Below are 18,515 nucleotides of genomic sequence, written 5' to 3'. Positions count from 1 at the left end.
GCAGTCCTGAAACCGATTGCATTGCCGCCGGAGTCTGGCTTTCGGGTTCAGTCCCGCAGGGTGGCGATGGCCTTCTCGATACGCCGTCCGCGCGTCTCGGGCTTCTTCGCGCTCTCGATGGCGCGCACATGCTCGCGCTTGTGGCTGTACGCAAGGTTGTCGTAGGCGGCGCGGGCGACCGGATCGTCGTTCAGAGCCTGGGCGAAGTCCGCAGGCTCGACGACGACGCGAGGCTCGGTGTCGAGCTCCAGCTCGACCTCGACCTCGTCGCCGATCGCAGCACCCGCGGCCCGCCGGTTGGTATTGCTGAGGCCGAGCAAGTGGCGGCCGCGCAGGAGGGCGACCCGGCTCTTCCAGGAATGCCCGTTGACTGTGATCGTCACCGGCGGCCGCGCGCCCCCGCCGAGCGCTGCTACTACCTCGGACGGAACTTCCAGACCCCGCATGGGCTCAGGTGGCTCAACGTAGGCCCGAAACTTCATGATCTTCTCCTGTTCGTCCTGCCGGTTCACCGCGGATCACGCCCGCCCGGCTCCGATCGCGGCTCCCGCTTCCTGCACCCGGGTCACAGCCGTCCGGGACAGCGGGCGCGTGCCGCTGCCGTCCCGGGCGGCTGTGGGACAAAGATCGCGGCTACTCCGCGTAGGGCTGGTCGGTTCCGTGGGCGCTGTAGCCGAGACTCCAGATGTAGCCGTCCGGGTCGGCGAAGGTGCCGCCATACCCGCCCCACGGCAGAGCGCCGGCGGGCTTGAGGACCGTGGCGCCGGCCTTCTGGGCCTCCGCCATGATCTCGTCGACCCGCGCCTCGCTGCGGACGACGTAGGTCAGAACCAGTCCGCTGAAGCCGCTGCCTTCCGGGTCCGTACCCACCTGGTCGGCCAGGCCTTCGCGGCTGTAGAAGCCGACGGGCGAGGCGCCGTCCGATTCGAAGAACACCGAGATGCCGAAGTCGCTCTGGATCTTCCAGCCGAGCCCCTCGGTGTAGAACTGCTTGGCCCGGTCCATGTCCCGGACGCCAAGAAGGATCGAGCTGACGTGCGCTTTCATGCCTTACTCCTTGCACTGTAGATGTATTTCGTGCCGGACATCCGGGCCGGGCCCGGATGTCCCATCGGTGCGTGTTCGGCGGTCGATCGGTATGACAGGACCGGGAGTCAGGACGGCGTGGGGGCGAGTGACGCGGCAATCTCCCAGGCGAACCCGTCCGGGTCGGTGAAGGCGTCGGTGGTGCTGCCGAGGACGATGCGGTGCGAGCCGGTGCCATCGGCGGGGACGCCGAGGTCCTTGGCCAGGGCACGGCGCTTGTACAGCGCCAGTTTGACGGGGCTGGACTGACCGGGGGCGAACTCGGCGTACTTGCCGCCGAAGCTCTTGGTCACGGTCAGGCCCCGGCCGACGTAGAACTGCTTGGTGGCCTTCACGTCCTCGACGCCGATCAGCAGGACGACCTCGTCGATCTCGCGGGTGTCGGGGCCGGTGTCCTTCTTCGCCGAGGTCGCGATCTTCCAGATCGTCCCGTCCGGGGCCTGGACGACGCCGCTGTAGCCCCACAGCGACTTCGCGGCGGGCTTCAGCACCGTGGCGCCCGCGTCCACGGCGGCGCCGACGAAGCCGTCGACGGTGGCCGGCCCGGACACCGTGAGCGCCAGGGTGAAGCCGCGGAATCCGGTGGAGTGCGCCTCGGACGCCCGCAGGCGCAGGTGCGTGTCCACGCCGAAGGCGCTGTAGAAGCGCTGGGCGGCCTCGAGGTCGGCCACCTCAAGGGTGACGGACGCGAGCGACGTGGTGGCTGCGGAGGAAGTGGTGACTGCCATGACCATCACGCTAGGGGCTGCGCGGTGGCCGGGGCTTCTCGATTCCTGACCGGTCTTGCGACTCGCTTCGCCACGCACGCCGGCATTCCCTCCACCGTGATCGCCGGCCCGGCATCGCGGGCCGTACCCGCAGCATCGGCATGGTCGGCCGCCGCATCCGCCGCCTGGCGTCGGAAGACCCCGGGCGGCATGCTGACCAGCTCGGTGAAGCGGGTGGTGAACGTTCCCAGCGACGCGCAGCCGACCGCGAAGCAGACCTCGGTGACGCTGAGGTCGCCCCGCCGCAGCAGCGCCGTCGCCCGCTCGATGCGACGCGTCATCAGGTACGCGTACGGCGACTCATCGTAGGCGGCCCGGAACTGCCGACTTAGGTGCCCGGCGGACATGTTCACGTCGCGGGCCAGCGCCTCCACGTCCAGCGGCTGCGCGTATTCCCTGTCGATCCGGTCGCGGACGCGGCGCAGCCGCGCGAGATCAGCCAGGCGCTGCGCCTGGACGCGCGCACGCCGCCATTCAGGCTTGCACATGAGAACCCTCCCCTTCGTCTTTCGTCTTCCGTTTCCATCGACGTTTTCGAGCGTCTGGGGTGCCCGCCTCGGCGGGCACCCCAGACGCTCGGTGGTGTGGACCGGCCCGCCGGACTCGACCAGCCGCCGGTCGAGCAACTGCCGGACAGCAGCGGTACGGAGTTTGTGGTGCGCCGCCGCGTTCTTATGGGTGGTCGCGATGTCGGCCCGCACAGCCGCATCGATACCCGCACAGCTCAGGGCAGCTCCTGGATGCGGACCAGGTTGCCCGCGGGGTCGCGGAACGCGCAGTCGCGGACGCCGTACGGCTGCTCGGTCGGCTCCTGGACGACCTCGGTATCACCGGCCTGCACCTTCTCGAACGTGGCGTTGAGGTCTGGGGTGGCCAGCAGGATCCAGCCGTAGGTGCCCTTGGCCATCATCTCGGTGATCGTGCGCCGCTCGTCCTCGGTGATGCCGGGATCGGCGGCAGGCGGCGCCAGAAGGATCGACGTGCCCGGCTGACCGGCCGGGCCGACCGTGATCCAGCGCATCCTGCCCTGCCCGACATCGCTGCGGACCTCGAAGCCGAGGACGTCGCGGTAGAAGGCGAGCGACGCGTCCGGGTCGTCGTGCGGAAGAGAAGTCGTGTGAATGGTGATGTCCATGGTGAGCAGGCTAGGGGCGGCTCCGTGAACCGCGCTTCTCGATTCATGATCGATCCGGACACGCACGGGACGGTCGCGGGCGTGTCACGCGGAGCGCCAGTGTCGTCGAACAGCCTTGCGAGAATGGTGCCGTCCGGCTCTTGTGTGTTAGATCCAGGTCAAGTAACTCGGCACCCTCCGGACCGCTCCGCAACCGGAGTCGGACCACCTCGTACCCCGGCTCGATGTACATCTCGACGTCGTAGCCGGCCCGTCTGGTGTGGAACGTCACCGCCGTGTAGGGCCACAGCTCTCGCCAGTCGAACTCGTAACCGGCCTCACGCTCGTCATCCTCGTACCGATAGACCGGCTCGGCCTCGAACAGCCAGATCAAGTCGTCGTAGCTGGGGACCGGATCCATGACTATTGAATGATCATCACGCGGCAGCGAAGATGCCCGCGCGGGCATCCGGATCTGCGGCTGGGCGCGCTCGCGTGTCCGTTTCGTAGGCTGATCGTCGTGGGTTGCGTTCTGGAAGGTGTCTTGGAGTCGTCCGCGGTGCTGGCGCCGTGCCGTGTCTTTCAGCACGCGCACATCGTGGTCGTCGGCCAGAATCTGCGCCTGCTGCTGATGACTGACGGCTTTCTTCGGCGAGGTTCGGCGGCAGGACGCCGAGGCATCCTTACCGGGGTTCCGGAAGCTTCCGATCGGCTTCGATCGGTTGCTGGCCTTGTGGTCTGTGCAGGAGCCAGTGGCGTATCGACCCCGTGGACCTCGCCCACATCTCCCCGTACCTGACCCCTCGGTGGCCAGGCAGCAGCAGGCCCCACGGGAAAGATCCCCCGGGGCCTGCCGTCAGTCCGGTCGCCTGCTGGGTGAACCTGTGCAGGCAGCCTCAGCCGACATCTTCACCGACCCGCTCCGCGACGAACCGGGCCATGGGAACCGCCTGGCGTACGGGAAGCGCGGCCTTTCGCCCTACCACGGTCGTCCGGGCCAGCTCCACGGCTTCCACAAGCCGGTCCGCCAGATAGCGGGACACTTCGTGCTCCTCGCGCGATCCGAGGTCAGCGGGGACAGCGACCTGAATCATGATCAGGCGATCACGGCGCGAGAGCGTTCCGGTGCGCAGCCCTTTGTAGTCAGGGGCGGGCTCGATCGGCGTTCCATAGCGGGTCGTGAAGACCAAGGGCGACTTCTGCCACGCCTCGCCAGCCGTGCGGGTTGGGGCGCGGGCCGGGCGCGGCAACGGCTCCTTCGACTCATCATGCGTCTCGGCGAGCGGCCAGAATGACCACGCCTCTGAGGCGGCACGGGCGGTCAGCGACGCCGGCCTACAGTTGTCTCGATCTTTGCAACGGGGACCGAGACTCTGTGAAGGAGGTGACTGTGACTCGGATGCTCATCGCTGACTCCTTTACCGTTCCTCGTGCTGGCATCGTGGTCACGGGGCGCCCAGAGCTGGGGGACATCCGCGAGGGCGATCTCCTCTGGCTGAACGAGGGCGCGGTGCGGCAGAGGGTCGCCGTGCGCGGCGTCCGTCACTTCTGTGCCAGGTTCATTGACCCGCGGGTTGCTCCGGCCGGCGTAAACACCTCCCTGGTCCTCGACGGCGTTGCCGATGGCTTGGCTCTTTCCGGCCTCTGGCTGTCGTCCGAGTAGACCCGTGCGGACGGCATTGCCGAGGCTACGGATCGGAAAGGCTGGGGTTGAGTCCCTTCGGGCGCACAGCAGATAAGGGGACGTTTCGGGAGACCGAGGCGGCCCCTTTTTTCGTCCCGTGCAACAGGGAAGTACAGCAGTAGATCCCGCCGTCTCCCGGCCGCCCATCCGAAGCTCAGTCGAGTAGTCCCGGAACCCGCGCCTGAAGCTGGGTTATCATCCGCGACAGCCCGGGTTCAAGTCGTCGCCGTCCCACCGCAAGAATTCGCCGTCGAGCGGGCAGCCTGACACCAACACCGTCCAGCGGCCCCGTTGGCGTTCGCCATCCATCTTGATCGAGGCGACCAGGCCGTGGTCCCCGAGTTGGACCAGCAACTCCGCCAGGCACTCATCCCACCCCATGGCCGGCCATTCGATCACAAGGCTGCGCGGCGAGCGTTCCGCATCTGGTTTGCAAGAGGCCGCAGACAGTCAGGGCATCGAGTCCCTTCGGGCGCACTTCACCGTCACTGCTGTGTCCCGCCAGAAACGGCGTGACGTGGAGCCGGACGGCCTCCCTGCCCACCGTCCACGGCCGGAGCTTCTCGGGGTTGCGTACCGCCCAGATGTGCTTGATCCGGTCGCCCGCGATGTCGAAGGCCATCACGGTCACGGTCACGCCGTCTTGCTGCGCCACCAGACCGGGTTGACCGTTCACCGTGCGTTCCAGGATCACCAGGTCGGCGACCCTGTCGGCGATCTCGACGGTGTAGCGCGCCACCTCCTCGCCGCCTTCGAGCGGGTCGAGCATCGCGCTGACCAGTCCGCCGCCGTCGGTGGTCGCGGTGGCGTCGGGGTCGAGCAGGCCGATGAGGGCGCTGATGTCCTTGGCCTGCCATGCCCGCTTGAAGTCCCTGACGAGGCCGGCCTGCTGGACGGTCGGAGCCACGGGAGCCTGCGACGCGCGAATACGACGGCGGGCCGAGGTGGCCAACTGGCGACATGCCGCGGGCGTGCGGCCGACGACCTCGGCCACCTCTGCGAAGGGGTACCGGAAGACGTCGTGCAGGATGAACGCGACGCGCTCGGCCGGGGTCATCGATTCGAGCACCACGAGGAAGGCCATGCCGACCGACTCGTCGAGGGTCACCCGGTCGGCCGGATCGGGCGTGGCGCCGTCCGGACGACCGCTGATCCACTCGGCACGATCGGGCAGCGGCTCGGGGATCCATTCACCCACGTAGCGTTCCCGCCGGGCCCGCGCCGAGCCCAGCAGGTCGAGGCAGATCCGGCTGGCGACCTTCGTCAGCCAGGCGCCGGGGGATTCGATGGCCTCCCGCTCCTGCGGTGACCGGGCGTACCAGCGGGCGTAGGTCTCCTGTACGACATCCTCAGCATCGGCCAGCGAGCCGAGAAGCCGGTACGCCAGGTTGATCAACTGACGCCGCTCGCGCACGACCGCGCCCAAGGTCGGATCGGGTCGACCGTCTCCCGGCCCGGACTGAGTGGTCATGGTGTCGGCGACTCCCTCGGCTGTGGCTTCCACCCGGTCCGACGAAACACCGCCCCGAACTGTGAGGTGGGACGTCGCCTCACAATCCCGAAGATTGCTTCGTCGGACTACTCGGACACCGTTCGAACCACCGGTGTGATCGAGAAGGGAAGACCTCGTCATGTCTACGCCCACGACGACCAGGCAGGACAACCTCCAGTCGCGTCTGCCCGACCCCACCCCGCTCTTTCCGGAGCTGGTAGCAATGGCCGGCACCATGACCAAGGCCATCCAGAACGGTTCGGTCCCGCAGACCACCGTTCACCTGGTGCAGCTGCGCGCCGGGCAGATCGTCGGCAGCACCTACCACACGGTCCGGCAGACCGGCGAGCTCCGCCAGGCCGGGGAGACGGAGGAGCGGATCACCGCAGTGGCGTCATGGCAGGACGCCCCCTACTTCACCGACGCGGAACGGGTCGCGCTGGAGCTGGTGGAGGCCGTCCTCACCCCGAACCCGTTCGCGGAGCGCGTCTCCGACGAGCTGTATGCCAGGGCGACCGGCCACTACGACGACAAGGCGCTGTGGACGCTCACCCTGGCGATCAGCCAGGTCTGCTACTTCATCCCCGTCGCGCTCGTCGCCAAGCCGATCCCCGGCATGGCTCCAGGAAAGAACTACAGCAAGTAGGAGTGGTACGGCGCGCGGGTCGGTGGCCGTCTCCGGCGACCACCGACCCGGGATGTTCTCGTCAGCTCGTCCGGCCTGCTCCACACGTCCGGGTCACGGTGTCGCGGGTGGCGAGCTTGGCCGATAGGGGATCCAGACCGAGTCGGCGACCGCGACACCCAGCAGCACGATGCTGCCGGCGACGCTCAGGCCCAGACCCGAGAGGTGTGGCGCGAGTGGCGTGATGGCGACGGCCACGACGATCCCGATGAGGTGGGAGGTCGGCACGCGCCCGAAGACTTCGTGGTCGAGGGTGGCTCGACCGGCGAGGAAGAGGGCGGCGCCGCCCAGGATGAGCGCGGTCAGGGTGGCGTCCGGCCGGTCCAGGGGGTCGTCGATGACCCGCTCGATGCCGGCCGCGGTGGCGACCACCGCGACCACCATCAGCCAGTGGGCGTACGGATTCGTCTGCACCAGCCGGCTCCGATGGGCGGACGCCTCGATGGCGTCCCGCAGGATCGCCCCGGTTCGACGCGCGTAGCTCCACCAGAGCACCACGGCCGTCAAGAAGGCGATGACGAAGGCGGTGATGCGGGGCGCGCTGAACGGCATCCGGCTCAGGGCCAGCACGGTGATCAGGACGAGCTCGCCCAGGGTGAGGATGTAGATCTGCTGGTACCGCTCGGCCAGATGCTCCGGGGCCACCTCGTACTGCGGCAGCGGTGGCCGGCCCGGGATGGGGAAGCGGAGACCGAAGCCGACGTAGTCCACGGCCAACGCGGCCAGCCACACGACGAGTCGTCCCCCAGGCTCGGGCACCAGGCCACCGGCTATCCAGAGGGCGCCGGAGACCGTGGTCCAGAGCAGGACCCGTAGCGGCCGCTCCTGCTCGCGGCGCCCGCGCAGCGACGGGATGAGCACCAGGCCGCGACCCCAGTTGATGGCCGCCCACGTGGCGCCGAAGACCAGTCCGTGGTTGCTGAACGCGTGCGGCAGTGCGGCGGCCATCAGCATGCCGCCGAACATGATGCCCAGGATCACGAACCGGATGCGTCGCGCCTGCGGGGTGTACAGGTCGGTGAAGGACGTGGTGGTGACCCAGACGGCCCAGAGCGTCGACAGGGCGATCAGCGCCTGGGCCATCGACGTCCAGGTCGGCTCGGTGGCCATCTTCTGCGACGTCAGGGCAAGGCTGGCGATGAACGTCAGGTCGAAGAAGAGTTCCAGCAGATCCGCTCGCTGTGGCCCCTCGACGATTCGGGTCAGCGGCCGGCGTGCGCCATCCATCACCGAAAGCTTCCTCGATCTCGCGATGCCACGGCTGGGGCGCTGGGTGATCCGAGGCTCACCCTAAGCGGGCATCACGCCGTTCGAGGACGAACCGCAGAAGTCGACGGCAGTGGGCGTCACGCGGGCGGGAGCTGGTCGAGCCAGATCACGATCCCGGTCAGGTCGTTGAGCACGGCCGCGACGCCCGCCCTGATGGCGGCCGCGCAGCGCTCGCCGGTGAACGAGTCGGGGTCGTACGTCGAGGACATGCCGAGCCCCTCCCCCCGGAACGACGCGCCGGACCAGTCGACCGCGGTGACGTTGTGGGTGGGCTCGGCCAGCTCGGCGCCGACCACCAGGAAATTCTGCGACAGGTGGCTCGGGGTGACCAGCGCGAGCGGGTCGATGAGATCGTTGCCCGCGCTGACGATGAGGTCCGGACTCATCTCGAGGGCCTTGACGATGCTGGCGACGGGGTTGTGGGCGTCGGGAACCACCGTCCTGAGGTCGACGTGCTCGTCGTCGGCCCACTCCTCGACCGCGGTCACCAGGGACTTGGTCGGGCGGTCGTCGCCCATGGTGAGCAGCACCACCCGGTAGTCCTTGGAGGGGTGTACGCCGGCCCAGGAGCCGGGCTGCGGCGTGACGGTCGACTCCGGGGCGGGCCTGGCGGAGGGGTCGATGAACCCGGGGCCGAGAGCGCCGACGGCGCTGGGCTTGGGGTGCGGCCGGGACCAGTCGTTGCCGGAGCTGCATCCGGTGACCAACGCGGCGGCCGCGGCCAGCATGGCAACGGCCCGAAGCGGGGGGCGCAAGGCGGTCGTCCTCTTCAGTGGTGGCGGAAAGGTGCGCGTGTCTCTCCCCGTATTCCTATCCCAGTTCCGGCCGACTTCAATCCGCCGGCCGCCGTTACGGCCGCTTGTTCTCCGGCGGTTCGCCAACGGTCGGGCCCTTGTTCACCCGTGCCATGCAACGTGCACTGGCCACAGCGAGGGAGCAGCAAATGTTACTGGGCGTCCGCCGTACCGTTATCGTCGCCGTTGTCGGAATCGCCGCGGCGGTGATCGCTTTTTTGAGCGCCGGTCCGGCGTTCGCCCACGGGTTCTCGTCGACTGTGTACGCGAAGGTAACCGCGGGAGACGAGGGTCACATACGAACGGCGCTGGGTCTCGAATACGACCTCCTCGTCGTGTCGGCCGCCGATTCCGAGGACGACGACCCGCTCTTCCGGACGGGCACCGCCGCGTTCGAGGCGGGTGACGCCGGCGGGCAGGCCGCCGCGCTCAACACCCATGCGGCGTCGGCCGTCAGGTACGTCACCGAGCGTTTCGGGGTCACCTCGGGCGGCAGGACCTGCACCCCGACCCAGGTCGGCAACTTCACGATCGGCGAGCAGGAGGGCGTGCCGTACGCCGATCTGCTGCTCGACTGGGCGTGCGCCGAGCGGAGTGACGAGCACGCGGTGCGCAGCGAGCTGTTCTCCGACGCCGAGGGCTACGTCAAGGGCACCAAGACGATCGTCACGTACGAGATCGACGGCCGGTCGGGTAGTGCCGCGCTCGACGCCGGCCGTCCCTCCTTCTCGACCGCCCAGTCGTGGTACGAGCGGTTCTGGGAGTTCTTCCGCCTGGGCGCCGAGCACCTGCTGACGGGGATCGACCACATCCTGTTCCTGCTGGCGCTCATCGCCGGGTCGCGGCGCCTGCGGGAGGTCGTGCTCGCGGCCACGAGCTTCACCCTCGCGCACTCGGTGACGTTCCTGCTCGCCGCCCTCGGCCTGGTCGACGTGCCCGCCAGGGTCGTGGAGCCGGTCATCGCGCTGTCGATCGCCGTGGTCGCCGGCTGGCACCTGTGGGGGATCTGGCGGCGCGGCGACCACGCCACCGACCTCGAGCCGGCGGGGCGCGGTCACTTCAACCTGGACCGCTCCGGCTGGATCCGCCTCGGCGTCGTGTTCTGCTTCGGACTCGTGCACGGACTGGGTTTCGCGGGCGCGTTGGGAATCGACGAGGCGTGGTCGTGGACGTTGCTCTGGTCCCTGCTGGTCTTCAACGTCGGCATCGAGACCGTGCAGTTGGCGATCATCGCCGTTGTCTTCCCACTGCTGATCGCGTTGCGGCACCGCACGCCGAAAGCGGGCCTCTGGGTGACCGGCGCTATTTCTGCTGGCGTGTCCGCTATGGGGCTGGTCTGGTTCGTGGAACGCGTGTCTGGGTCCTGAGTATGGCTAACTAGTTCGGGAAGTGCAGCCAGCCGCAAGATCGCGTTCATGGCTGGTTCATGACGCGGCGAAAGTTTGAGATTGCTTCTCCGTCATCGGGAAAGCCAATCCATTTCTCTATTTGAAGAGGGAAAAGAGTCGATGGCATTGAGCACCTCGACGCGAGCCTCCGGGCTCGTGCGGCACCGCGTGGCCGCAGGGGTCACAGCGGGAGTTCTGGGCCTGGCCGCAGCCCTCGGTAGCGGCCTGACGGCCACCGCGAGCGCTGCCGAATCCACCACGCTCACCGGCGTCATCCTCGGTGTGGGCGCCAACGAGACCCAGCGCATCGTGACCTGGTACTCCTCTGCGGACACCGCGCAGAAGATCCAGGTCGCCCCGACCGCCGAGATCGCCAACGGCGAGTTCCCGGCCGGCGCGGTCAGCTTCGACGCCGTCGGTGCGGCGAACACCTCCACCACCGGTTTCAACCGGCACGCCACCATCACCAACCTGCGTGAGAACACGGCGTACACGTACCGTGTCGGCTCCGAGGGCGACTGGTCGCCGGCGTACTCCTTCAAGACGCAGGACTTCGAGGGCAACTACGACTTCCTGTTCTTCGGCGACCCGCAGATCGGCTCCTCCGGTGACCGGCTGAAGGACCAGGCCGGCTGGGAGGAGACCCTGAAGGTCGCCACCGCGGCCAACCCGAACGCCGAGCTGCTGGTGTCGGGCGGTGACCACGTGGAGAGCGCCAACGACGAGGGCCAGTGGACCTCGTTCATGGCGCCCGACCAGCTGCGTCAGTACCCGGTGGTGGCCACCATCGGTAACCACGACGTGGGCGGCAAGTCCTACGAGCAGCACCACTTCACCCCGAACACCGACCGCACGGCCCCGTACTACGACAACGGGAACCCGGCGGGCACCAAGTCCGGTGGCGACTACTGGTTCGTCTACAAGGACGTGCTGTTCATCGACATCAACAGCAACAGCTACAACCCGGCCTCGGGTGGTGGCGGCGACGCGGCGCACGTCGCGTACGTCACCGACGTCGTCAACAAGCACGGCGCCGAGGCCAAGTGGAAGGTGCTGGTCTACCACCACTCCATCTACTCGCCGGCCAGCCACGCCACCGACGGCGACAACAAGCAGCGGCGGGAAGACTTCACCACCGCCTTCTCGAACCTCGGCATCGACATGGTGCTGCAGGGTCACGACCACAGCTACTCCCGCAGCTACGCCATCAAGAACGGCCAGAAGGCGAACCCGGCGGAGCAGCCCGGCGCGGCCGAGGTCTACCCCGGTCCGGGTGGCGTCATCTACGTGACGGCGAACTCGGCCTCCGGCTCGAAGTACTACGACATCAAGAAGCCGGACAGCACCGGCACGGGCATCCGTGGCAACGGTCCGGACCCGCTGAACCCGAACAGCTACTGGTACAACTCGGTGCAGAACCAGGAGCACGTCCGTAGCTACGTCAAGGTGCAGGTGCGGGGCGACAAGCTCGTGCTGGAGAACCTCCGCAGCGGCACCTGCGCGGCGCCGAACGCGGCGGTCGAGAAGGGCCTCTCCTGCACCAACACCGCCGAGGGCCAGCCCATCGGCTCGATCGTCGACAACGTGACGGTGCACCCGTACCACGGTGACGGCCAGGCCATCCAGGTCAACGTGCCCAACCCGGCCCCGGGCGAGTTCGGCTGGACGATCGACGGCTACAACGGCCTGGTCGACCTCGGCACCGCGCAGGAGCGCAACGGCACCTACTTCGGGGCGACCGGCAAGATCAACCCGATCCTGGTGTCGGACAGCCGCCGCTCGCTCGCCCCGTGGTCGATCTCGGCCAACGTGGGTGACTTCCAGGACGGCGACAAGACCTTCTCCGGCGCCAACCTGGGCTGGACGCCGTACGTGCTCGACGCCGGTGCGGGTGCCGAGGCTGGCGCCCCGGTTCTGTCCGGCTACGACGACCAGGGCAAGGGCCTCTCGGTCTCCAGCGGCCTCGGTTCGGCCGCGCAGGGCCACCCCCGCGGTGGGGCGAAGCTCGGCGCCGACCTGGACCTGAAGATCCCGGACAGCGTCGCGAAGGGCAGCTACCGCGCCACCCTCACGATCACTGCGCTGAGCAGCTGATCGAACTGTTCCACCGGGCGGGGTAGGACCTTCGGGGCCTACCCCGCCACCCGTGGCAAACCACCCAAGATCACCTCCTCAAGGATCCGAGATGCATGCGCCCGTGACCCGTTGGAAGACCAGCACCGCCACCCTCCTCCGTACGACCGCCCTGTCCCTGCTCGCCGCCGTCGCGGCCGCCGGCGTCGGCGCCGGCCCCGCCGTGGCAGCGGACGGTAACGTCGCCTGGACGGTCCGGACGGCCTCCAACAGCTACGGCGCGGCCCGGTCCAGCTACAGCTACAACGTCAATCCCGGCGGCATGGTCGAGGACGCCATGGTCGTCGCCAACCGCGGCCCCGCGCCGCTGAACCTCTCCGTCTACGCCGCCGACGGTTTCACCACCGATGCGGGCCAGCTCGACCTGCTCACCAAGGACAAGAAGTCCGTGGCGATCGGCGCCTGGGCCCACCCCGGTGCGGGCAGCATCGTGATCCAGCCCGGGAAGACCGCCCAGGTTCCCTTCAAGATCACCGTTCCCGACAACGCCACGCCCGGCGACTACGTCGGCGGCATCCTCACCTCCCTGACCCAGCCGGACCAGGCGCAGGGCATCAACGTGGACCGGCGCCTCGGGATCCGGATCAAGCTGCGGGTCGGCGGTGAGCTGAAGCCGAGCCTCGCGATCGAGGACCTGAAGGTGAAGTACGACGGCACGTTCAACCCGTTCGGCAAGGGCGACGCCACCGTCACCTACAAGATCCACAACACCGGCAACGCCGCCCTCTCCGGCCAGCAGGCGGTGTCGGTGTCGGGTCCGTTCGGGTCGCTGCGCGCCGAAGCGGGCGAGATCGGGGCGCCCCCGGAGCTGCTCCCGGGCGAGAGCTGGAACGTGACGGTGCCCGTGCACGGTGCGGCACCAGCCGTCCGGCTCGCGGCGACCGCAACTCTCACGCCGCTGCTCACCGACGCCTCGGGCTCCACCAGCTCGCTCGAGCCGGTCCGCGTCACGGCGGGCGGCTGGGCCCTCCCCTGGACCCTGTTGCTGCTGATCGTCGTACTGGCCGCCGTCGTCACCGGGGCGGTCCTCCTGCGTCGTCGCAACCGTGTACAGCGCAAGCTGCGCGAGGACGCACGCGTGCGCGAGGCGGTCGACCAGGCGCTCCGCGACCAGGAGACGCCGACGAGCTGACCCCGGCAGGGACCGGCCGGACCCGGTTCGCAGCAGCGTTGGTGCCTGCACCTGCGCGCTGCCCGGGCCCGGCCGGTGACCCTCGCCTCGCTGGCGAATCGGGCGCGGCCGGGACCGCGCCGTCAGCGCGGCGGCTCAGCCGGCCGGCGGTAGACGCCGTACCACCAGGTGGCGGCGAGCTCCCGGGCCGCCGCGGCATCCCCGCTGCCGTCGTCGACGGTGATGTGCTGGGCCAGGAACCGTTCCCCGCCGATGACGATCAGGCGGCTGGTCTGGACCGGATCCATCTCCTTCGGTAGTTGGCCGCTCTCCTGCCCGGCCACGATCCGGTCCTTGGTGTTGCGGACGAACTGGTCCAGCCGGGCATTCCAGAACTGGCGCACCTGCGGGTCGTATCCGGAGACCTCGTTGATCGCCGCCAACACCGCCGCGTGCTCCCGGTAGACCCGGATGACCTGGCTGAAGACCTCGGTCAGGGCGGGTACGCCGTCGGCGTCAGCCCTGGGCTGCCAGGCCGCCGCGATGTCGAAGGACGTCTGGCTCATCGACTCGGCGAGCCGCATCAGCAGCTGCGTCTTGTCGGCGAAGTGGGTGTAGAAGGTCGACCGGGCCACCCCGGCCTCCCGGGCGATGCGCTGCACACCCAGCTCGGTGAAGCTCACCCCCTCGGCGAGCAGGCGCTCGGTGGTGGCGAGGATCCGGGCCTCCACCGGGAGGCGGCGATCGCCGCCCGCTGAGGGCCGCCGGGTGATGGATGGCATAGCGGAATCCTAGGCACCCGTCGTCGTTCCGGCCGGAGCTGGCTACTCTTGTCGGACACAGTGTCCGACAGCCTGTCCGACGAGCGGGCAGGAGAGTCGGGCTTTTCGGGAGGAACTGACGTGAAGTACCGACTCCTCGGCAACACCGGGGTCTGGGTTTCCGAGATCTCGCTCGGCGCGATGACCTTCGGCGGCGGAGGCCACCCGGTCTACGGCGCGCTGGGCGCGCTGGGTCGGGAGGAGTCCGACCGGATGGTGGCGGCGGCCCTCGACGCCGGCGTCAACCTCATCGACACCGCCGACGTCTACAGCGACGGCGAGAGCGAGGAGCTGCTCGGGCACGCGCTGCGCAACCGGCGCGACGACGTGGTGCTCGCCACCAAGGTGCACGCCCCCACCGGGCCAGGGCCCAACGACGCCGGCTGGTCGCGGCTGCACGTCATGCAGGCGCTCGAGGCGAGCCTGCGCCGGCTGGGCACCGATCACATCGACCTCTACCAGCTGCACAACTTCGACCCGCTGACCCCGTTCGAGGAGGTCCTGGCCGCGCTCGACGACGCGGTACGCCAGGGCAAGGTCCGCTACATCGGGTGCGCGAACCTGGCGGCCTGGCAGATCAGCAAGGCGCTCGGCGTCTCGGCCGCGCGCAACCTGAACCGCTTCGTCTCCGTGCAGTCCTACTACTCGCTGGTGGGCCGGGACGCCGAGCGCGACCTGGTGCCGATGGCGCAGGCCGAGGGCGTGGGGCTGCTGGTGTGGAGCCCGCTGGCCGGCGGCTTCCTCTCCGGGAAGATCAACCGGGAGGGGGTGGCCAGCGAGGTGACCCGTCGCGGCGCCGCCGGGGCCCCCGACTTCCCGCCGGTCGACCTCGAGCGCGGCCACGACGTGGTCGACGTGCTGCGGGCCGTGGCCGCGCGGCACGAGGTGAGCCTGCCGCGGGTCGCGGTCGCCTGGCTGCTGGCGCAGCCCGCCGTCACCAGCGTGACCGTGGGCGCCCGGACCATCGAGCAGCTCAACGACAACGTCGGGGCGAGCGGTCTCGTGCTCACCGAGCAGGACCTGACCGAGCTCGACGAGGTGAGCAGGCTCCCGCTGGCCTACCCGAACTGGATCCACGCGGCGTTCGCCCCGGCCCGCCAGCCGAACGGCTGACCGACGGGTACCGCCGGGCCCGGCACCGCCCCTGCGGCCCGGGCCCGGCGGCTGTCGTACCCCGAAGTCAGACCGCGGTGGCCGCGGTCCGCCGGGCCCGCTCGGCCCGGCGGCGCAGCTGCTGGTACGCCCCGGTCAGGCCCATCGCCCGACGAACCTCGACCAGGGTCTGGTGCACCTCGCGGCGAGTGCGCTCGGTGCCGTCCACGATCAACTGGTCGACCAGGCCGCGGTCGGCCTCGATCTCGGCGCGGCGTTCCCGGATCGGGTCCAGGAACCGGTTCACCGCCGCCACCAGCTGCTCCTTGACCTCCACGTCACCCACCCGGCCGGCCCGGTAACGCTGCTTCAGCTCGTCGACCCGGGCCCGGTCCGGGTTGAACACGTCGTGGTACGCGAAGACCGGATTTCCCTCGACCGTGCCGGGCACGTCGGCGCGCACCCGGTTCGGGTCGGTGTACATGCTCATCACCTTGCGGCGCACCGCCGCCGGATCGTCGGAGAGCAGGATGCTGTTGCCGCGGCTCTTGCTCATCTTGGCCTGGCCGTCCGTGCCGACCAGGGTCGGCGTCTCGGCCGGGATCAGCTCCGGGACGGGGAACACCTCGCCGTAGAGGTGGTTGAACCGTCGCGCGATCTCGCGGGTCACCTCGACGTGCGCGGCGTTGTCCTTGCCGACCGGGACCACCCGCCCCTTCACGCAGAGGATGTCCGCCGCCTGGAGCACCGGATAGCCGAGCAGCCCGTACGGCATCTCCTCCTTCCCCGCGTCCCGGGCCATGTCCTTGAGCGACGGCACCCGTTCCAGCCGGGGCACGGTCACCAGGTTCTGCAGGAGGGTGTTCAGGTCCCCGACCTCGGGGATCGCCGACTGGAGGTAGAACGTGGCGCGGGCCGGGTCGACGCCGGCGGCGAGGATGTCGGTGACCATGTCGCGGGCGTTGCCGGACACCTGCCCAACGTCCTCGCGGCTGTTCCTCGTGGTGAGCATGTGCAGGTCGGCGATGATGAAGAAGCTCTCGTAGCGCTGGTGCAGCCGCACCCGGTTGGCGATGCTGCCGACGTAGTGACCGAGGTGCAGCCGCCCGGTCGGGCGGTCCCCGGTGAGCATCCGTGCAACGGACATGGTGATACGCCTTTCGTGCCTGGTGGAAGATGGTTGACGCGTTGCGCGCACCGGTGGGGACAGCTCGCCCCACCGGTCAGCGAGATCGGCTCAGGAAGCCGTCCGCCATCGCGCGCCGTCGCGGAACCGCAGCCCGCCGGCACGAAGGACGTCGATGATCTGCTCGCGGCCGTCGCCGGAGCTGGTCGGAACGGTGAGCACCACGCCGAGCGGGAGGCCGTCGATGACCTCGACAGCCCCGGGCGCGTAACTGCTCGGCCGGACCATGGCTCCACGGTAACCCGTACCGGGCTGCCGGTTCAGCCCTGCCGGTAGCTGTCCGCGTAGTAGCTGCCGACCCGGTGCCGGTAGTCCGGCCGGCCGTACTCCTGCGGGTCGAACGCCGGTGAGTCCTTGACCTGCTGGCGGGTGCGGTCGACGTGCACCGTCCGGGTCTGGTGATCGACGCGGGCGACGGTGCCGGCCGGCAGTAGGACCTTGTGGCCGAGGATCCACGGCCCGGTGTCCACCACCAGGTAGCGCGCGTCGGTGTCGTCGCTCGCCCGGTCGATCGAGCCCATCCGGCCGTCGGTGGCCTCCACCCGGTAGCCGACCAGGTCGATGGGGGTGCCGGGGCCCGGGGCGTCCGGGCCGTCCGCGCCGCCGGCCGGCTCGTCCGCCGGGCCGTCGTCGGGGCCGGCTCCGCTGTACCCGCCGGCGAGGGCGGACGGGTCGCGCCAGGCCCAGGGATTGAACGGGGCGGACGGCATGGGCACCTCCGATGGGTCTGCTTCTGCTCGGTCCAGCAGTGCCCGCTCCGCTTCCTCAGGAAACAGCGCGGCAACCTGTCTCGGTGCGAGAGCTCAGCGCACCCGCCTTCGACAGGTGCATCGCCGCGTGCGCACCGCAGGCCGGCTGGCCTGGGTTCGGCACCGGTCCTCGGATCACGACGCTGGCATACTCGGCTGCCATGGTGCTGTCGCGTGGCTGGGCTCTTTTCCTCACCGGGGTCGGTGTCTGGACCTGGGTGATCTGGCCGAGGTTCGCCCTCGCCATCTGGAACGACCCACGCTCCTGGTCGACCGGGACCGTCGCGGACGGCGCCGCCACCAGCTTCCTGTGGGTGCATGCCCTGCTCATCGCGGCGTCGCTGACGATCGGGACCACCGTTGGAGTGCTCGGCGTGCGGGCCTGGCTCGCGGCTCGCCGCCGGCGCAACGCATCGCCGTCCTGAGCGTTGTACGGGCTGACGGGGGCGGTGTGACGCGGGACGCTCCCCGCCGATTTGACGATCAAACCCACGGACGCGTAACTTTCTCTCTGCCAGCGCGGAACGGGGCAAACGGGACGAAAGCCCGGGAGCTCCGATACCGGGTGTGGCACCGGAACCGGAGGGGTCAGCCTCTGCGGGATCGGACCGGGCGGTGCCCCGGATTCGCCGCGAGGCGGATTTGGTGAGGCGCAACCGACCGGGTAAGGTTGACGACCGGCAGGGAACCGGGCGAGCTTGCGGGAGACCGCAGCGGCCGGCCTGCCGAATCCGATGATCAAGCCAGTGGTTCGCCGCTGCGCGTGTTCAGCGGAGCCAACCCGTACGAAGCACGACAGACCGGCACAGACCGGTTTGACACGGCAGAGACGGTGAGGTAACGTAGTAAAAGTGCCCGGCGCGGGAGCGGCGGGTGTGGTGAACGGAATTGCCCCGGATGGGGGCCTCCTGGTGGGGGTTCTTCTGATGGTGTGTGGTTGTTCTTTGAGAACTCAACAGGGTGCTTGATAAGCCAGTGCCAATTATGATTTATACCCCGGACTGGTCGAGCCTTTTTGGTTTGGCTGGTTGGGATTCCTTTGGCAACACTTTGTTGTCAGGATGCTGTTCGACAAGTTTTTGTTGGAGAGTTTGATCCTGGCTCAGGACGAACGCTGGCGGCGTGCTTAACACATGCAAGTCGA

21 protein-coding genes and 1 rRNA gene are annotated in these 18,515 nt (G+C 69.1%); 8 read left to right on the top strand and 14 right to left on the bottom strand.

From position 1 onward, the window contains the following. Window positions 1-47: 47 nt before the first annotated feature. The 7 genes from AB0C04_RS00110 to AB0C04_RS00080 all read right to left on the bottom strand — a co-directional run bounded on the left by AB0C04_RS00110 (window position 48) and on the right by AB0C04_RS00080 (window position 4,157). Window positions 48-512: a YdeI/OmpD-associated family protein gene (locus tag AB0C04_RS00110; RefSeq protein WP_357046347.1), complete on the bottom strand. Its 465-nt coding sequence runs from the start codon at window positions 510-512 to the stop codon at window positions 48-50. 121 nt (window positions 513-633) lie between these two features. Beyond that, entirely contained in the window at window positions 634-1,047 is a 414-nt protein-coding gene (locus tag AB0C04_RS00105; RefSeq protein WP_357046345.1) for a VOC family protein, read from the bottom strand. A 107-nt stretch (window positions 1,048-1,154) separates the two neighbouring features. Then, the gene (locus AB0C04_RS00100) at window positions 1,155-1,814 is read right to left on the bottom strand and encodes a glyoxalase (protein ID WP_357046343.1); all 660 of its coding nucleotides are present in this window, start codon (window positions 1,812-1,814) and stop codon (window positions 1,155-1,157) included. A gap of 5 nt (window positions 1,815-1,819) precedes the next feature. Next, window positions 1,820-2,341, bottom strand: coding sequence for an AraC family transcriptional regulator (locus AB0C04_RS00095; protein ID WP_357048993.1), 522 nt, complete (start codon window positions 2,339-2,341; stop codon window positions 1,820-1,822). 236 nt (window positions 2,342-2,577) lie between these two features. Then, a complete protein-coding gene (locus AB0C04_RS00090; RefSeq protein WP_357046341.1) occupies window positions 2,578-2,988 on the bottom strand; it encodes a VOC family protein in 411 nt (136 codons plus the stop codon). 43 nt (window positions 2,989-3,031) lie between these two features. Beyond that, complete coding sequence (locus AB0C04_RS00085) at window positions 3,032-3,556, bottom strand: hypothetical protein (RefSeq protein WP_357046339.1); 525 nt, start codon at window positions 3,554-3,556, stop codon at window positions 3,032-3,034. A 307-nt stretch (window positions 3,557-3,863) separates the two neighbouring features. Beyond that, complete coding sequence (locus AB0C04_RS00080) at window positions 3,864-4,157, bottom strand: hypothetical protein (RefSeq protein WP_357046337.1); 294 nt, start codon at window positions 4,155-4,157, stop codon at window positions 3,864-3,866. 209 nt (window positions 4,158-4,366) lie between these two features. Between AB0C04_RS00080 and AB0C04_RS00075 the strand changes: the two genes are divergently transcribed. Beyond that, window positions 4,367-4,630 carry a hypothetical protein gene (locus AB0C04_RS00075; protein ID WP_357046335.1) on the top strand — a complete coding sequence of 88 codons (264 nt, stop codon included), beginning with the start codon at window positions 4,367-4,369 and terminating at the stop codon, window positions 4,628-4,630. A gap of 388 nt (window positions 4,631-5,018) precedes the next feature. Here the strand turns inward: AB0C04_RS00075 and sigJ are convergent, their stop codons facing one another. Beyond that, a complete protein-coding gene (sigJ, locus tag AB0C04_RS00070; RefSeq protein WP_357046333.1) occupies window positions 5,019-6,122 on the bottom strand; it encodes an RNA polymerase sigma factor SigJ in 1,104 nt (367 codons plus the stop codon). Window positions 6,123-6,282: 160 nt separating this feature from the next. On the opposite strand from sigJ, the gene AB0C04_RS00065 reads away from it, so the two are divergent. Further along, the gene (locus AB0C04_RS00065) at window positions 6,283-6,789 is read left to right on the top strand and encodes a carboxymuconolactone decarboxylase family protein (RefSeq protein WP_357046330.1); all 507 of its coding nucleotides are present in this window, start codon (window positions 6,283-6,285) and stop codon (window positions 6,787-6,789) included. A gap of 93 nt (window positions 6,790-6,882) precedes the next feature. Here AB0C04_RS00065 and AB0C04_RS00060 read toward each other — a convergent pair whose 3' ends face one another. Together AB0C04_RS00060 and AB0C04_RS00055 are read right to left on the bottom strand one after the other, a co-directional pair. Next, window positions 6,883-8,055: a low temperature requirement protein A gene (locus AB0C04_RS00060; RefSeq protein WP_357046328.1), complete on the bottom strand. Its 1,173-nt coding sequence runs from the start codon at window positions 8,053-8,055 to the stop codon at window positions 6,883-6,885. A gap of 119 nt (window positions 8,056-8,174) precedes the next feature. Beyond that, the gene (locus tag AB0C04_RS00055; protein WP_357046326.1) at window positions 8,175-8,852 is read right to left on the bottom strand and encodes a hypothetical protein; all 678 of its coding nucleotides are present in this window, start codon (window positions 8,850-8,852) and stop codon (window positions 8,175-8,177) included. A gap of 137 nt (window positions 8,853-8,989) precedes the next feature. On the opposite strand from AB0C04_RS00055, the gene AB0C04_RS00050 reads away from it, so the two are divergent. From AB0C04_RS00050 to AB0C04_RS00040, 3 genes are all read left to right on the top strand, one after another. After that, complete coding sequence (locus tag AB0C04_RS00050) at window positions 8,990-10,258, top strand: HupE/UreJ family protein (RefSeq protein ID WP_357046324.1); 1,269 nt, start codon at window positions 8,990-8,992, stop codon at window positions 10,256-10,258. A 177-nt stretch (window positions 10,259-10,435) separates the two neighbouring features. Next, the gene (locus tag AB0C04_RS00045) at window positions 10,436-12,373 is read left to right on the top strand and encodes a metallophosphoesterase family protein (RefSeq protein WP_357046322.1); all 1,938 of its coding nucleotides are present in this window, start codon (window positions 10,436-10,438) and stop codon (window positions 12,371-12,373) included. Between the two features lie 91 nt (window positions 12,374-12,464). Next, on the top strand, window positions 12,465-13,544 hold the full coding sequence (locus tag AB0C04_RS00040) for a DUF916 domain-containing protein (RefSeq protein ID WP_357046320.1): 1,080 nt from the start codon (window positions 12,465-12,467) through the stop codon (window positions 13,542-13,544). A gap of 122 nt (window positions 13,545-13,666) precedes the next feature. Here AB0C04_RS00040 and AB0C04_RS00035 read toward each other — a convergent pair whose 3' ends face one another. Next, on the bottom strand, window positions 13,667-14,305 hold the full coding sequence (locus AB0C04_RS00035; protein WP_357046318.1) for a TetR/AcrR family transcriptional regulator: 639 nt from the start codon (window positions 14,303-14,305) through the stop codon (window positions 13,667-13,669). Between the two features lie 120 nt (window positions 14,306-14,425). On the opposite strand from AB0C04_RS00035, the gene AB0C04_RS00030 reads away from it, so the two are divergent. Next, window positions 14,426-15,457, top strand: a complete 1,032-nt coding sequence (locus AB0C04_RS00030) for an aldo/keto reductase (RefSeq protein ID WP_357046316.1) — start codon at window positions 14,426-14,428, stop codon at window positions 15,455-15,457. A gap of 67 nt (window positions 15,458-15,524) precedes the next feature. On the opposite strand, the gene trpS is transcribed toward AB0C04_RS00030, so the two are convergent. The 3 genes from trpS to AB0C04_RS00015 form a co-directional block, all read right to left on the bottom strand. Further along, window positions 15,525-16,583, bottom strand: coding sequence for a tryptophan--tRNA ligase (gene trpS / locus AB0C04_RS00025; protein WP_357046314.1), 1,059 nt, complete (start codon window positions 16,581-16,583; stop codon window positions 15,525-15,527). A gap of 90 nt (window positions 16,584-16,673) precedes the next feature. After that, window positions 16,674-16,850 carry a hypothetical protein gene (locus AB0C04_RS00020; protein ID WP_357046312.1) on the bottom strand — a complete coding sequence of 59 codons (177 nt, stop codon included), beginning with the start codon at window positions 16,848-16,850 and terminating at the stop codon, window positions 16,674-16,676. A 32-nt stretch (window positions 16,851-16,882) separates the two neighbouring features. Continuing rightward, on the bottom strand, window positions 16,883-17,332 hold the full coding sequence (locus AB0C04_RS00015) for a PRC-barrel domain containing protein (RefSeq protein ID WP_357046310.1): 450 nt from the start codon (window positions 17,330-17,332) through the stop codon (window positions 16,883-16,885). 200 nt (window positions 17,333-17,532) lie between these two features. Between AB0C04_RS00015 and AB0C04_RS00010 the strand changes: the two genes are divergently transcribed. Continuing rightward, window positions 17,533-17,796 carry a hypothetical protein gene (locus AB0C04_RS00010; protein ID WP_357046308.1) on the top strand — a complete coding sequence of 88 codons (264 nt, stop codon included), beginning with the start codon at window positions 17,533-17,535 and terminating at the stop codon, window positions 17,794-17,796. Between the two features lie 654 nt (window positions 17,797-18,450). Continuing rightward, window positions 18,451-18,515, top strand: a 16S ribosomal RNA gene (locus tag AB0C04_RS00005); the annotation flags it as partial.

Origin of the sequence: Micromonospora sp. NPDC048909, assembly GCF_040649635.1 — a bacterium.
In the GTDB taxonomy this organism is placed as follows: Bacteria; Actinomycetota; Actinomycetes; order Mycobacteriales; family Micromonosporaceae; genus Micromonospora.
The sequence above is the reverse complement of the archived record's forward strand: the minus strand, read 5'-3'. Positions and strand labels throughout refer to the sequence as shown.